General features: G+C 68.6%; 15 protein-coding genes. 9 read left to right on the top strand and 6 right to left on the bottom strand.

Annotated features, from left to right (window positions below; all coding sequences use genetic code 11):
- Positions 1-95: 95 nt before the first annotated feature.
- Entirely contained in the window at positions 96-1,073 is a 978-nt protein-coding gene (locus tag BM339_RS33480; protein WP_177287845.1) for an NAD(P)-dependent alcohol dehydrogenase, read from the bottom strand.
- A gap of 74 nt (positions 1,074-1,147) precedes the next feature.
- Complete coding sequence (locus BM339_RS33475) at positions 1,148-1,957, bottom strand: IclR family transcriptional regulator (RefSeq protein ID WP_075023445.1); 810 nt, start codon at positions 1,955-1,957, stop codon at positions 1,148-1,150.
- A 332-nt stretch (positions 1,958-2,289) separates the two neighbouring features.
- Between BM339_RS33475 and BM339_RS33470 the strand changes: the two genes are divergently transcribed.
- The 7 genes from BM339_RS33470 to BM339_RS33440 all read left to right on the top strand — a co-directional run bounded on the left by BM339_RS33470 (position 2,290) and on the right by BM339_RS33440 (position 8,994).
- Positions 2,290-3,588, top strand: coding sequence for an MFS transporter (locus tag BM339_RS33470; protein WP_021593410.1), 1,299 nt, complete (start codon positions 2,290-2,292; stop codon positions 3,586-3,588).
- Complete coding sequence (locus BM339_RS33465) at positions 3,585-4,436, top strand: hypothetical protein (protein ID WP_075023444.1); 852 nt, start codon at positions 3,585-3,587, stop codon at positions 4,434-4,436. The genes BM339_RS33470 and BM339_RS33465 overlap by 4 nt, the downstream gene beginning before the upstream one ends.
- On the top strand, positions 4,433-6,214 hold the full coding sequence (locus tag BM339_RS33460) for a thiamine pyrophosphate-binding protein (protein WP_218163821.1): 1,782 nt from the start codon (positions 4,433-4,435) through the stop codon (positions 6,212-6,214). Before BM339_RS33465 ends, BM339_RS33460 begins: the two co-directional genes overlap by 4 nt.
- Positions 6,215-6,233: 19 nt before the next feature.
- Positions 6,234-7,358, top strand: a complete 1,125-nt coding sequence (locus tag BM339_RS33455; RefSeq protein ID WP_075023443.1) for a M24 family metallopeptidase — start codon at positions 6,234-6,236, stop codon at positions 7,356-7,358.
- Positions 7,359-7,390: 32 nt separating this feature from the next.
- Positions 7,391-8,266, top strand: a complete 876-nt coding sequence (ilvE, locus tag BM339_RS33450; RefSeq protein WP_075023442.1) for a branched-chain-amino-acid transaminase — start codon at positions 7,391-7,393, stop codon at positions 8,264-8,266.
- Positions 8,267-8,404: 138 nt separating this feature from the next.
- Positions 8,405-8,608: a ribbon-helix-helix domain-containing protein gene (locus BM339_RS33445; RefSeq protein WP_075023441.1), complete on the top strand. Its 204-nt coding sequence runs from the start codon at positions 8,405-8,407 to the stop codon at positions 8,606-8,608.
- 2 nt (positions 8,609-8,610) lie between these two features.
- Positions 8,611-8,994, top strand: a complete 384-nt coding sequence (locus BM339_RS33440) for a type II toxin-antitoxin system death-on-curing family toxin (RefSeq protein ID WP_075023440.1) — start codon at positions 8,611-8,613, stop codon at positions 8,992-8,994.
- A 35-nt stretch (positions 8,995-9,029) separates the two neighbouring features.
- Here the strand turns inward: BM339_RS33440 and BM339_RS33435 are convergent, their stop codons facing one another.
- Together BM339_RS33435 and BM339_RS33430 are read right to left on the bottom strand one after the other, a co-directional pair.
- Positions 9,030-9,236, bottom strand: coding sequence for a DUF397 domain-containing protein (locus BM339_RS33435; protein WP_075023439.1), 207 nt, complete (start codon positions 9,234-9,236; stop codon positions 9,030-9,032).
- Entirely contained in the window at positions 9,233-10,045 is an 813-nt protein-coding gene (locus BM339_RS33430) for a helix-turn-helix domain-containing protein (protein WP_021593404.1), read from the bottom strand. The genes BM339_RS33435 and BM339_RS33430 overlap by 4 nt, the downstream gene beginning before the upstream one ends.
- A gap of 154 nt (positions 10,046-10,199) precedes the next feature.
- Between BM339_RS33430 and BM339_RS33425 the strand changes: the two genes are divergently transcribed.
- A complete protein-coding gene (locus BM339_RS33425) occupies positions 10,200-10,415 on the top strand; it encodes a hypothetical protein (protein ID WP_075023438.1) in 216 nt (71 codons plus the stop codon).
- 280 nt (positions 10,416-10,695) lie between these two features.
- Here BM339_RS33425 and BM339_RS33420 read toward each other — a convergent pair whose 3' ends face one another.
- Entirely contained in the window at positions 10,696-11,307 is a 612-nt protein-coding gene (locus tag BM339_RS33420; protein ID WP_075023437.1) for a TetR/AcrR family transcriptional regulator, read from the bottom strand.
- A 64-nt stretch (positions 11,308-11,371) separates the two neighbouring features.
- Between BM339_RS33420 and BM339_RS33415 the strand changes: the two genes are divergently transcribed.
- A complete protein-coding gene (locus BM339_RS33415) occupies positions 11,372-12,217 on the top strand; it encodes an alpha/beta fold hydrolase (RefSeq protein WP_075023436.1) in 846 nt (281 codons plus the stop codon).
- Positions 12,218-12,268: 51 nt separating this feature from the next.
- On the opposite strand, the gene BM339_RS33410 is transcribed toward BM339_RS33415, so the two are convergent.
- Complete coding sequence (locus BM339_RS33410) at positions 12,269-13,912, bottom strand: N-6 DNA methylase (RefSeq protein ID WP_021593401.1); 1,644 nt, start codon at positions 13,910-13,912, stop codon at positions 12,269-12,271.
- Positions 13,913-14,024 lie beyond the last annotated feature (112 nt).

Below are 14,024 nucleotides of genomic sequence, written 5' to 3'. Positions count from 1 at the left end.
CAACCTCCAGGTCAGGTGGGCCGCGCGACGTCCAGGGCGCTCGGACGTCCGGTTCGGAGGCTGGACGAACCCAGGGTTCACCCGGCCGTCTCCGCTCAGCTCGGATCCGGCGGGACGATGGTGACGACGACGTTGCCGACCTTCTGCCCCGTCTCGACGTACCGGTAGGCGTCGACGATCTGCTCCAGCGGATACCGCCGGTCAATGACCGGCTTGAATTCTCCTGTTTCCATCAGCTTCGCGAGATACCGGATCGTCTCCTGGTTCGTCTTTCCCAGGGGGAACTTCACCCGCCTGCCGCGAAACAGGGGCGTGATGAACGGCAATAGCACGTTCTGGCATCCGGCGCCGAGTTCCGACGACAGATACACTCCGCGCGGTTTCAACAACTTTCTGCAACGCCTGAACGAACTCTTGCCGACCGCGTCGAGGACCACGTCGTAGGTCTGCTCATCCTGGGTGAAGTCCTGGACGGTGTAGTCGACGACCCGGTCCGCGCCCAGGCCTTTCACCAGCTCCACATGCGCCGTTGCACAGACCGCGGTGACGGTGACGCCGTGGTGTTTCAGGAGCTGCACCGTGGCCGAACCGATGGCGCCGGTCGCGCCGTAGACGAGGACGTCATTTCCCGCCTCGACGCCCGCCACCTGGACGAACCACAGGGCGTAATGCGAGCCCTCGGTACCGGCAGCGGCCTTCTCGAACGTCAGGCCTTCCGGCATGATCGCGATGAGAGCGTCCTGCGGAACCTTCAGGTACTCGGCATGCGCTCCGAACGGGCCCTCGTTGTACCCGAACACACGGTCGCCCACCGCGAAGGACGTGACGTCCGCGCCGACCGCTTCCACCACTCCCGCGTATTCGGTGCCGAGAATGCGACGCCGCGGGCGGGCCAGGCCGGTGATCGCGCGCATAAAGAAGGGCTTGGCCGCGCGATAAGAGCAGTCCGTCCGGTTGACCGTCGTCGCGTGCACCTTCACGAGGACGTCTCCGTCACCGATCGCGGGCGTGTCCACCTCGGCGATCCGGACCAGTTCCGGCGGCCCGTACCGGCTGCGCACCGCTGCTTTCATAATGGCGCATCCTAGCCGGGTATTCCCGCCTTCCCTCGGCCGGATGAGGACGCCGGCGCCCCGTCGCGGACGGTTTATGCCAGATCGGGAAGGAGACGGCGGATGCTGGACTCGGTCAGTCCGTCGGTGGTCTCCTCAAGGCGCTTTCCGACCTTTTCGGCTTCCTCCGCCAGCAGCCGGGCCAGTTCCGCGCGGCGGTCCTCGTCCACGCGCGACTCGATGGCGGCGATGCTCAACGCGGCGACGGCCCGGCCGTCCTTGCCGATCACCGGGACGCCGACGGCGCGCATGCCGGGGACCAGCATCTGGTCGTTGAACGTGTAGCCGCGGCTCCTGCTCTCCTCGACCAGCCGGAGCAGGGTGTCGACGTCGAAATTGGGGTAGCTGCCCAGCTTCGAGGCGTTCGCGTCCAGGGCGCGCTTGACCTCGTCGTCCGGGAGCCATGACAGCAGCGCGAGGCTGCCCGAGCCGACGCCGAGCGGGCGCCGGTCGCCGATGCGCAGGGTGAGCGTCTTGATCGGGAACGCGCCGCTGGCACGGTCCACGCAGATCGCCTCGGCCGCGTTGCGCACCGACAGGAAGACCGTGTCCTCCGTCTCCGCCGCCAGCCGCAGCAGCGAGTCGTTGACCAGGTCGATGAGCCCGTAGCGGTTGACCGCGGCGAAGCCCAGCGCGAAGAGCTCGAATCCCAGGTGGAAGCGTCCGGCGACCTCGTCCTGCTCGACGATCCCGTCCTGGGCCAGCGTGTTGAGGATCCGGTGCGCCGTCGATTTCTGCAGGCCGGTGTCGGCGGCGACGTCGATGAGCCTCCGGCCGTCACGGCCGCCGCGTGACAGCGAGACGAGGATCGCCACCGCGCGCTCCACACTCTGGACCGATTCCACCGAGCCCCCTCACACCTGGATCCGTGCTCGCTCGCCCAATCTAGCCCGCCGCCGGCGGTGCGGGCGGCGCGCCCGGCCCCCACCGGCCTCGCACGGCCTGACGAGGCAGAACCTTCCGGATCGATCGGCGCTGCCGGTGACAGCCGTCGAAACGCCTGCCGAGGGTGGCGGGGCATCCGGCCGATCAGCTGCCGAGTCCGTCGCACGACTCTTGACACTATTTCGGAACTCAGTATCGTCATACGGAACCGACCAGCTCAACGAGGTGCCCACCGCCATGAGGGCGGCGTCAGGGCGATTGGACGGAAGCAGTGACGGTAGAAGACACGGCAATGACGCCGAAGGAAGACCAGGCGCTCGAACGGCGCATCTTCAGGCGGCTGGGAGTGCGCCTGTTCCCCCTGCTCGTCCTGATCCTGTTCGTGAACTTCATGGACCGGGCCAACCTCGGGGTCGTGGCGACCCCGATGTCGGACGACCTCGGCCTCAGCGGCAGCGCGTTCGGGCTCGCCGCGGGCCTGTTCTACCTCGGCTACCTGCTCTTCGAGGTGCCCAGCAACGTCGCGCTGCACAGGTTCGGCGCCCGCGTCTGGATCGCCCGGATCATGATCACCTGGGGGATCGTGACCGTGGCCCTGATGTTCGTCACGGGCCCGGTCTCGCTCAACATCCTCCGGTTCCTGCTCGGCGCCGCCGAGGCGGGCCTGTTCCCCGGGGTCATCCTGTACCTGACGTTCTGGTGCCCCGGACGCCTCTTCGCCCGCGCGTACTCGACCTTCCAGCTCGCCGTCCCGGTCGGCCTGGCGCTCACCAGCCTGATCACGTCCGCGGTCCTGCTCATGCACGGCGCCCTGGGAATGGCCGGGTGGCGATGGGTCTTCCTCATCGAGGGCCTGCCGGCCATCGTGCTCGGAGTCATCGTGTTCTTCGTCCTGCCGAACGGCCCGAAGAACGCGAAGTGGCTGAAGCCGGACGAGCGGAGCTACCTGCTGGAGCACGCCCAGGCGTCCGAGCCGGGCGGCGCCCACCGGCGCGGCGCGCTGGCCGAGGTCATGCGCACCCCGCGAGTGTGGATCTACGCGGTGCTCTACTTCTGCATGATCGTCGGGTTCTGGACGATCACGTACTGGCTTCCGACGGTCGTCAAGGAGCACTTCGACGTCGGCACGGTCGGCGCGGGACTCATCTCGGCGATCCCCTGGGCCTTCACCGCCGTCGTCATGTTCCTGGTCGGCATCTCCTCGACGCGGACCGGCGACGTCCGCTGGCACATGATCGTCTGCCTGGTGGTCGGGGGCCTGACGCTGCTCGCCAGCACGCTCGTGGGGTCGCCGATCGTGGCGCTGATCTGCCTGTGCTTCGCCGCGGGCGGCATCCAGGCGGCGAGCCCGCTGTTCTGGGCGCGGACCTCGACGGTCTTCGCGGGCGCCCTCTGCACGGTGGCCATCGCGTTCATCAACTCGCTCGGCAACATCAGCGGCCTGGTCGGCCCCTACGTGCTGGGCCTGCTGACCGACCTCACCGGCGACACCCGGCTCGGGCTCGTGGTGATGAGCGGCTTCATCATGATCGCCGCGCTGCTCACCTTCCTGGTGACCCGGACGCCGGTCCCCGCGGGGAGGGGCCGGTGAGCGGCGGGCCGTGCTACGCCGACGACCTGGTCGTCGTCGACAGCGCCACGCAACTGGACCGGGGCCACGCGTCGGCGGTGGCGGTCGTCGGTTCGCACGGGGGCCGCTACCCGGCCCGGCTGGCGGCCCGGGCCGGAGTGCGGGCGATCGTGTTCAACGACGCGGGCGTCGGGCGGGACCGGGCGGGCGTCAGCGGCCTGGACGATCTCGGCGACCTCGGGGTGCCGGCCGCGGCCGTCAGCCACGTGACCGCCCGCATCGGGGACGGCGGCGACACGCTGCGGCACGGGACGGTCTCGTCCGTCAACGCGCCCGCCCGCGCGCTGGGCTGCGAGGTCGGCATGCCCTGCCAGGAGGCCGTCCGAACGCTCGCCGGGTCGGTGGCCGCACCGGTGCCTCCCGCTCCGGCGGAGGAGGCCCGGCACCTGCTGCGCGACGGCCGCCCGCGTGTCTGGGCGCTGGACTCCGCCTCGCTGGCCGGCCCCGATGACGAGGGGGACGTGCTGGTCACGGGCTCCCACGGCGGGCTGCTCGGCGGCACGCCGGCCACCGCCCTGCGCGCGGCGGCGGCCGCGGCCGTCTTCAACGACGCCGGGGTCGGCAGGGACGCGGCCGGGCTGGGCCGGCTGCCGGCCCTGGACGCGCGGGGCATCGCGGCGGCCACGGTGTCCGCCACGTCCGCCCGGGTGGGTGACGGGCGCTCCACCTACCACGACGGCGTGCTGTCGGCGCGGAACGAGGCCGCCGCGCGCCTCGGCGCCCGTCCGGGCATGCCGACGTCCGAATTCGTCGGCCTCGTGCTGGCTTCATTGGAAAACGACCACCTTGGACTAGGAGAACCGCGATGACCATGACGACCGAGGGACGGGACGACGCAGGGCCGCGGTCGTCGCCCGGCGGGCCCATGTCCGGGGGGCGAGCCCTGGCGGAGATGCTCCGGATCAACGGTGCCGGCCCCATGTTCGGCATGGCCGGCTTCCAGCTGCTCCCGTACTACGAGGCCGTCCGGGTGCTGGGCATGGAGCACCACCTGGTGAACGACGAGCGGATCGGGGCGTTCGCGGCCGACGCCTACGCCCGCCTGACGGGACGTCCCGGGATCTGCGACGGCACCCTCGGGCCCGGGGCCACCAACCTGGTCACGGGACTGGTGGAGTCGCTGAACGCGGGCGTCCCGGTGATCGCGCTGACGGGGAACACCCATCGCGGCCACTCCTGGAAGAACATGACGCAGGAGGCCCGGCAGGTGGAGATCCTGCGTCCGGCCGTCAAGGAACTGATCCGCGTCGAGGCCGTCGAGCGCATCCCCGAACTCGTCCGGCGGGCCTTCTCGGTCGCGACGTCGGGGCGTCCGGGGCCCGTGGTGCTCGACGTTCCGGAAGACGTCGCGCATGCCGAGCACGTGTTCGCCGCGGAGGACTTCTTCGCCGATCCCGCCACCGCCCGCGTGCCGGCGCGGCGGCCCCGTCCCGACGCGTTCGAGGTCGACCGCGCGGCGGCACTGCTGGCACAGGCCCGGCGCCCGCTGATCCTCGCCGGGGGCGGCGTGCATCTCTCGGGCGCCCACGATGCCCTCCTGCGCCTTGCCGAAGGAGCGGGGATCCCGGTGGCGCACACGTTGAGCGGAAAGGGCGCCATCCCGTGCGTCCACGACCTGTCCGTCGGCCTGTTCGGACGGTACAGCCGGTACGCGAACGAGCTCATCGAGTCGTCCGACTGCCTGCTGGTGGTGGGGTGCAAGCTCGGAGAGATCGCCACGAAACGCTACGCCCTCCCCCGTCCGGGCACCCCGCTCATCCACCTCGACATCGTCGCCGAGGAGATCGGCCGCTGGGCCCCGACGCAGGTCGGGCTCTTCGGGGACGCGCACTCCGGCCTGTCCGACCTCGCCACGGCGCTGGAGTCGGCGAAGCCGGCCGACCGGTCGGCGTACCTGCGCGAGCTGCGCGAACGCCGCTCCGCCTGGGACGCCGAAGCCCGCCCCCGGTACGAGAGCGACGAGGTCCCGGTCAACATGGGCCGCGTGGTCGGCGAGATCAACCGGGCACTCCCCGAGGACGGGGTGCTCATCGCCGACGGCGGTTTCGCCAGCCATTGGGCGGGCCTCCTGCACGACACCAGGCGCGCGGGACGCGGATTCGTCGCCGACCGCGGTTTCGCCTCGATCGGCTACGGCCTGCCGGGGGCGCTCGGCGCCGCCCTGGCCGTCCGGGCCGAGTGCGGCAGCGCCGCCCCGGTGGTGAGCATCACCGGCGACAGCGGCCTCAACATGACCATCGGGGACCTGGAGACGGCCCGCCGCGCCGGCGTCGCCTTCACCCTCGTCGTCGTCAACAACGCCGCGTCCGGATACATCAAGGCGCTCCAGCACGCCGTCTACGGCGAGGGCAACTACCAGTCCGCCAGCCTGATCGAGACGAACTACGCCGAGCTCGCGCGGAACTTCGGCTGCCACGGGCACCGGGTCGAGCACCCGGACGACCTCGGCCCGGCGCTGAAGCAGGCGATGTCCGCCCACGACGCGCCGACCGTCGTCGACGTCGTCGTGACCCGCGACCCCGCCCGGATGCTGCCCGGCGTGGACAACCGCACGCTCCAGGTCCGGCCCGGAGACCGGCCGGTCTGACACCCACGAAGGAGCCACCATGACCACTCGTTTCGACCGCCTTCTCGACGGGCCGATCCGCCGGCTGCTCGACGGCGCCGACGCGTTGATCGTCAGCGAGCCGCAGAACGTGTTCCTGGTCGCGGACGTCGTCCCGCCCACCCTGCGCCTGCTGCCCGAGCGCCTCCTGATGCCGGTGTTCCACACGTCCGCGGAGCCGTTCTGGGTCATCGCGGACATCACCCGGGACGTGATCCGGCGCCAGAGCCGCCACATCGGCGACCTCGTCGTCTACACCGAGTACCGCCAGTCGCCGATCGAGGCGCTGGTCGAGGCGCTGCGGGAACGCGGGCTCCCGAACCGGCGCATCCTCGTCGAGAAGAACCACCTGAGCGCCGGCTACTACGAGGAGCTCACCCGCGCCCTCCCCGGCGTGACGATCGACGATGCGACACCCGCCCTGCACGAGATGCGGTCCATCAAATCACCGGAAGAGCAGCGGCAACTGCAAGACCGAGCCAACGCCACCCTGCGCGCACTGGCGGAATGCTATGCCGAAACAAGCATCGGCGACACCGAGGTGGAAATACGCCAACGCGCGATCCAGAAGCTGTTCGCGCACGGATTCGACACGCTCGAATTCGTCACCCTCGCCCGGGGCCGCGGCGACATCCTCAACGGCGTCGCGGGCGACACGCCCCTCCAGCGCGGGGACATGCTCCGTGTCGACATGGGCGGCACGATGGGCGGCTGGCGCTCCGACATCCACCGGACCGCGGTGGCGGGCACGCCGTCCACCCGCCTCCGGGACGCGTGGCGCAGGAACCGCGACGTCCACTACGCGGCCATGGACACCATGCGGGCCGGACGCCCGGTACACGACACGTACTCGGTCTGCGTCCGCGAGTACGAGCGCCGCGGCATGCACTGCGACATGCCGTTCATCGGCCATTCCCTCGGAGTGGGGCAACACGAGTTCCCGGTCCTCACCCCCTTCGCGGAGGGCGAGTACGAGAGCGGCATGGTGATCATGCTGGAGCCCATGGGAAAGGACCCCGACCTCGGCGGCTTCTCGATCGAGGACATGGTCCTCATCACCGACGACGCCCCGGTGGTCCTCTCCGACGCCGTAGGAACCGAAGAAATGATCGTAATCGGCGAATAGCCCGACCCAAATACCGAGAACGAGGTACCCATATGAACACCGATGAACGAATCGCCTACGCGGGCGGCGAATTCGTCCCCGAATCGCAGGCGTCGGTGTCGATCCTGGATCACGCGGTGCTCTACGGCGATGGCGTCTTCGAGACCGTGGTCGCCTGGGAGGGCCGGATCTTCAAGCTGGACGCCCACGTGCGGCGCTTCCTGAAGTCCTGCGCGGCGGTCGCCCTCGACTGCCCCGTCACCGAGAAGCACCTGAAGGACCTGGTCATAGAGACGGTCCGCCGAAACGAACTGCAGAACGCCTACATCAAGTGGATCCTCACCAGGGGTTCGAACGGCACGCCCCTGATGGACCCCACCGGCTGCGTGCCGAACCTCATCATCATGGCGCGCCCGTACATAGACCGGTCCTCGCAAGCGGGCCTCCGCGTGAAAACCGTCGCGGTGCGCCGCCCGCCAGGGCAAGTGCTCGACGCACACGTGAAGAGCCTGAACTACCTCAACCTGGTCATGGCGAAGGTCGAGGCCAAGGCCGCCGGCGCCGACCAGGCGCTGATGCTCGACGTGCACGGCCGCCTGTGCGAGGCACCGGGCTTCAACATCTTCGTCGTCACCGACGAGGTGCTGAAAACCCCGCAACACGACATCCTCCGCGGCATCACCAGAGAAACGACCCTGGAACTGGCCACCGAGAGAGGACTTCAAGTACGCGAGACCGACCTGGAACTCTACGACGCCTACACCGCCGACGAGCTATTCCTCACCAGCACCGCCGGCGGCCTAGTACCAGTAGTCGAGGTAGACGGCCGCAAGATCGGCAACGGCAAACCCGGCCCAATCCTGACCGCCCTCCAAACCGCCTACCAAGAGGCCCTGGCATCCCCCCACAGAACCACCCCGGTCTCCTAACGCTTCTGCATTACGCGGCGTCGTGTTCGGTGCGCAAGGACCAACCCGAACGCGACGCCGCACCGCCGAAGCCGGAAGCCCACAGCCATTGGTACCATCTGTGGTACCACAGCATCCAAGACCTTGAGGGAGTCCACCGTGGCCTTCGCAGCACGTCTGCCCACCGATCTGGACGCATGGCTCGACGAAGTCGCCACAGCCGAGCATCGGTCCAAGAACGCGATTTTGATCACCGCGCTGGAAGAGTACCGTCAGCGCCGCGAACTCGCCCACGTGCTGGAACTCGCCGACGAGACCGGTCGAGACCATCGGAGCCTGCTGGATCGGCTCGGCGACGCATAAGCATGCGGTACCTGACAGCTGAAGAGATCATTTCCATCGGGCGCCGGATCGTGGACGAGAACCTTAACGTCCGTGACTTCGGCCTTGTCGCGTCCGCCGCAGCCCGACCGTCCACCGAAGCCTTCGGTCTGGATCCGTACCCCACCCTGCCGGAGAAGGCCGCTGCGCTGCTGCACTCGCTCACCACCTCGCACCCGTTCACTGACGGGAACAAGCGGGTCGCCTTCGCTGTGACCGACGTCTTCCTCAAGCTCAACGGAGCGCGGTTCGATCCTGCGGCGGAGGACGAGTTGTTCGCGACCGTCCTGGACATAGCAACGCACGCCCTCGATGACGTTCCGGCTATCACCAAGCGGATTGAGCCACTGATACAGGCAGCCAACTGAGACGGCCGCCCTGACCGCTGCCGTTGCGTACCCGCTTACCGATCGTAGCGGCCGGCCCGGATGTCACGCGCCAGCGCACCGAACGCCGCACGCCCGAACGCCAACCTCGGCCCGTCCGGGTCCTTCGAGTCCCGGACGGCCACGCCTGGGGCCACTCCCACGACTTCCACGCAGTTGCCCCCAGAGGAGTCGCTGTACGTGCTCTTACGCCAGTTGCTGGATGACAGGTCGGGGGTGCTCACGTGTCCTCCATGATGCTCTGTATCAGGGCGGCGGATCCCGACGCCGACAGTGCCTCAGATCTTGCCAGATTGAAGAGTACGGCAAGCTTCTGAACCTCTGTGGCGTCCGAGAGCATCTGACCATTTCCGCCCGCGCCTTCCACATAAGCGACGTCCGTCGATCCTCCGAATGTCAAGATTTGAAACCCGGTTGCCTCGAAGACACATGCACAGGCGGGCAGTACCTGGATGGAGACGTTCGAGAGACCGGCCAAGTCCAGCAGCCGCTTGCACTGCCCACCGCGAACTTCTGATGGGACGTCCCGGAGAACAGACTCCCGGATGAGTAGAAATACCATCGGCGCCTTGGGACTTGTTAAGACCGCCTGGCGCTCCATACGGATGGCAACCAGGTCATCGATCTTGTCTTGCTTTGGCCCCTTGCTGAACACCAGCCGGGCGTACTCCTCGGTCTGGAACAGACCGGTGATCAACACAGGCTCGTAGATGCTGATCTGTGCCGCCTCTTTCTCAGCACTGATCAACGGTCTGAATCCCGTAGGGATCAGGCCACGTTTCCGCGCCTCCTGGTGCTTCATCCACATGCGACGAAAAGTCCCGCCGAGCTCGAAGTAGGTGTCCAGGTCGTCGGCGAGGCCTTCGGACGGGGGTTTCTCGAAGGTCTCGACCTTGGCGAGCCATTGCGGGGTGCAGCCCAGTGCCGCCGCGAGCTTGTTGCGGGAGAGGCCGGACGCTTCGCGCCGCGCACGCAGCTCGTTGACGAACACTTCCTGGTACGCGGAGGGGCTGGTGTCACGCGAGGGTGCCATCGGGTGTCTCCCGGGTGTCGGCCCGCTGGTTCGGGGGTGTCGCCTCACTTGCTCGGGTGCTCGCCGGGGGGTGAGCGGTTCGTAGCTCAGAGTAACTCTTGCCTGCAAGGGTCGCCTGTCATAAGCCGAACCGACCCGCAGGGAACCCCGACCCATGAACGATCAAGAACGAGCGCTTCTCCAGGAGCAGTACAAGGCCTGGCACATCCGCAGGCCTCCGACGATGAAGTGCCTAGTGGCCACGCGCCTCGGCCGTCCTCTCACCCAGAGGGAGATCTACTACGGCCTGTGCGCGACCCTCGTCGAAGACTCCTACGAGTTGCTGAGCGAGGCCCTCGCCCACCAACGCGAGATCGAAGAGACGCTGTGATCGTCGCGTTAGCGATCTCCGGCGCGTCACTCGTCGCGATACTCGCCCTGTGGATGCTGATCATCTTGATCGGCATGGCCGTCGCAGACATCGGCTACGTCGGTAAGCACCGAGCAGCCGGCCACAGACCACCGCAGCGACGTCGTTCCACCGCTGGACGCTCACGGCCACCAGGCGCGGGCAGCACACCGCGTCCGAGACCGCGCCCAGCGGTGAAGCACCGCTAATCCCAGGGCGCTGCCGTCCCCGATGCCTGCGCTCCTCCACCCATGCTAATCGCTTAGCGCTTGTCGGGGGTGGTTAGGCCTTGGACCAGGGTATTGACGATTTCCAGCATTTCTTGGCGGGCTTCGGGGCGGTTGGGGGCCGCGTCCACATATAGGGCGGCTTCGTCGGCTACTGCCAGCAGGACGTGTGCCAGGGGTTTCACCGGCAATGGCAGCAGCGCGCCCTCTTCCACGGCCTGGGCCAGGACCGCCTCGATCAGGCCGAGGATGTGCGGTTGGCAGATCGCGCGCCAGCGGACCCAGCCGAGCACCGAGGGGCCGTCGATCAGGACGATCCGGCGCACCTCCGCCTTCTCGCAGGCGTCGAGCCACATTTCCATGGCGCGTGTCATCACGGCGACCAGGTCGGTGTCGCCGGACGGCACCGCCTCCATGAGGGATCGGGTGACGTCGGCCTCCACGTCGGCCAGGACATCGGCGAACAGCTCGGTCTTGTCGCCGAACTGGTGGTAGAGAGCGCCGCGGCTGACGCCCGCCTCGCGGGTCAGGGTCTCGGTGCCCACACCCGCGTAGCCGTGCTCGGCGAAGAGCTTGCGCCCCGCCGCGATCAGGGCGGCGCGAGTCGCCGCCGTCCGGTCCGCTTGTGTTCGCCGCGAGTTTTTCATACACTCTGCCCGTAAGTTACATGCACACTGTATGTTACTTCACTCGGCGAAGAGGAGTCCGCGCATGCAGACGATCGATCTTCCGAGCGGGACCGTCCACTACCGCGTCACCGGTCCCGAGAAGTCCGCGGCACCGCCGGTCGTGTTCGTCCACGCGTTCCTCGTCAACGGCGCCGTGTGGTCGAAGGTCGCCGACCTCCTCGCCGAGCGGGGCATACGGTCGTACGCCCCGGACTGGCCGCTGGGTGCGCACCGAACTCCACTGCGTCCCGACGCCGATCAATCGCCACGGGGCGTCGCCCGGCAGATCGCGAATTTCCTGGAGGCGCTCGACCTGGACGACGTCACACTGGTCGGCAACGACACCGGCGGCGCGCTCGTCCAGTTCCTCCTCGACACCGACCCCGGCCGGGTCGGACGCGTGGTGCTGACCAATTGCGACGCCTTCGACAGTTTCCCGCCCTTCCCGTTCAACATCGTCCTTTCGCTCCTCAAGGGCCCCCGGTTGATGAGGTTCAACCTGCTTCCGATGCGCAGCCGCCTGCTCCGGCACTCACCGCTCGGTTTCGGGCTTCTCGCGAACGAGCTGGACGCCGAGCTGACCCGATCGTGGATCGAGCCCGCGATCACCCAGCAGGGCATCCGCGACGACGCCGTGCGGTTCCTGCGCGCCGCCGATCCGCGCGACCTGCTCGACGTCTCCAGCCGACTGAAGGACTTCCAGGGGCCCGTCCGCATCGTGTGGGGCACTGCCGACCGCGCGTTCAAGCCCAGCCTCGGCCGGCGGCTCCACAAAGCATTCCGCGACGCGGAATTCATCGAGGTGCCGGGCGCCCGCACCTTCGTCCAGCTCGACGCACCGCAAAAGCTCACCGACCAGATCGCCGAGTTCTCCACCGTCCCCCAGTAGCGGACGTTGGGGGTTGAGGAGGCCGCCGTCCAACTAGTTGTCGACGAACGCTCACTCGCCGCCCTCGCCTTTCTGGCCGGGTGGTTCGAGTGTCCCGCTCGTGAGACCGTCGTGCGCCAGTCGCACGGCACGACGTCCCATCTTGGCCGCCTCTTCGAGGCGCTGCACGAAGGTTTCCAGTTCTCTGAACGCGGCCCCGTAGGTCCGCTGCCGGTCCGGGTCCATCTGCGGGACGCGGGCTCCGCGCGGGTCGGTGCGGTGAGTGCCGGAGCCGGACGTGTTCCTGCGGGTGTTGACAGCACTTTTGAGGAATCCGAGCAGGAAGTCCGTGTCGAGCTGGTCAGTGGTGGAGACCGGGCGTCCGTCCTCGACTTGGACGAGGCCGCCGCGGATCAGCTCGGAGACGTTGACGCCGGCGGCGAGCTCCTCCTGTCCCTCGGGCAGGTGAGGCAACGCGCCGCGCAGGGCGTCGAGCATCTCCTCGAACCGGGCACGGGCCTTCGCGTACGCGGCGGCGCCGGGCTGTCCGGCGGCGACGTGGCGGCCCGGAGTGAGATCCACGTCCTCGTCCAGCAGGGAGATGACCGGTACCTCGGCGACCTGGTCGGCGGACGGATCGATCGGGCCGCGGAGGTCGGTGTCCGTGAGGTCGATCATGCGGACGGGGGCGTCCGGACCGGGTGCGCGTTCGGAGCGTCGGAGCACCCAGATGTGCACCGGCGCGGAATGCCCCGCGGCGAGCCCGCCGGGCAGCGCCACCAGAGTGTCCAGGGTGCCGCCGCGCACCAGTTCGGCGCGGATGCGGCGGCCCGATCGCCGGTAGGCGGCGGACGCCGGCAGGACGATCACGGCTCGCCCGCCGAGCGCGGTATGGAAGTGGCAGTGCTGGAGCCAGGCGAGATCCCCCTCCGCCTTGGGCGGTAGCGACATCTCCCAGCGTGGGTCGAGGAGCAGTTCGTCGCGCCCCCAGTCGGGTTGGCCGGTCGGTGGATCGCACACCACGAGGTCGGCCTTGAGGCCGGGGAAGCGGTCGTCGCGGAGCGTATCGCCTTGAGCGACCTCGACAGTGCCGGAGCGTTCCTCGAGCGCGGCCCGTGCCATGACGAACTCGGGCAACCCCCTTGCCAGGTCCTGCCCGACCCGTCCTGACACCTTTGCGCCGCCGACCGACAGCAGCAGGTCGCCTATCCCGCAGGCCGGGTCGTAGACCACGCCCTTCGTCTCGCCCGCGAAGTGTCGGACGGCTCGGACGAGCGCGGGCGTCGACACGTGCTCTCCACCGCTATGGCTCGCGGATGCCACTAACCGCGCGGCGAGATCCCGGATGAGCTGTCCGGGGGTTCGGTCACCCGCCATCTGGGAGACGAGTTCGGCCATGGGCCCGCTCAGCGGACGTTCCACCCGCTCACCGCGCAGTTCGGCCGCGACGGCGACGAGCGCCCCGATCATGTCTTCGCCGCGTTCGGCGCGGAGTGCGTGCCACAGCCTGACCTCGTCAGCCACCCCTTGGCCCTTGCCCTGCCGTTCCAGCCAGCGGCGGACGTCCGGCAACGAGAACAGGGGCGCCGACGCCGTACCGCCCGCGGGTTCCGGGAAGTCGGCGTGGCGGCGCCGCCAGTTCGACACGGCCGCGCGGGTCACCCCGGCCATCCGGGCGATCTCCGCCGGTGGAACCAGCGGCTCTTCATCAGCCATAACGGCAACGTACACGGCTGTGAGCATTTGATCAATCATTAATCGCGTTGACAACGCTAACAAGATGCCCGACTCTGTTTACACAGCAGGTCGAGCGCGGCATCCACCGCGG

The organism is Actinomadura madurae (assembly GCF_900115095.1).
Taxonomy (GTDB): Bacteria; Actinomycetota; Actinomycetes; order Streptosporangiales; family Streptosporangiaceae; genus Spirillospora; species Spirillospora madurae.
This window is presented reverse-complemented; position numbering and strand designations above follow the sequence as displayed.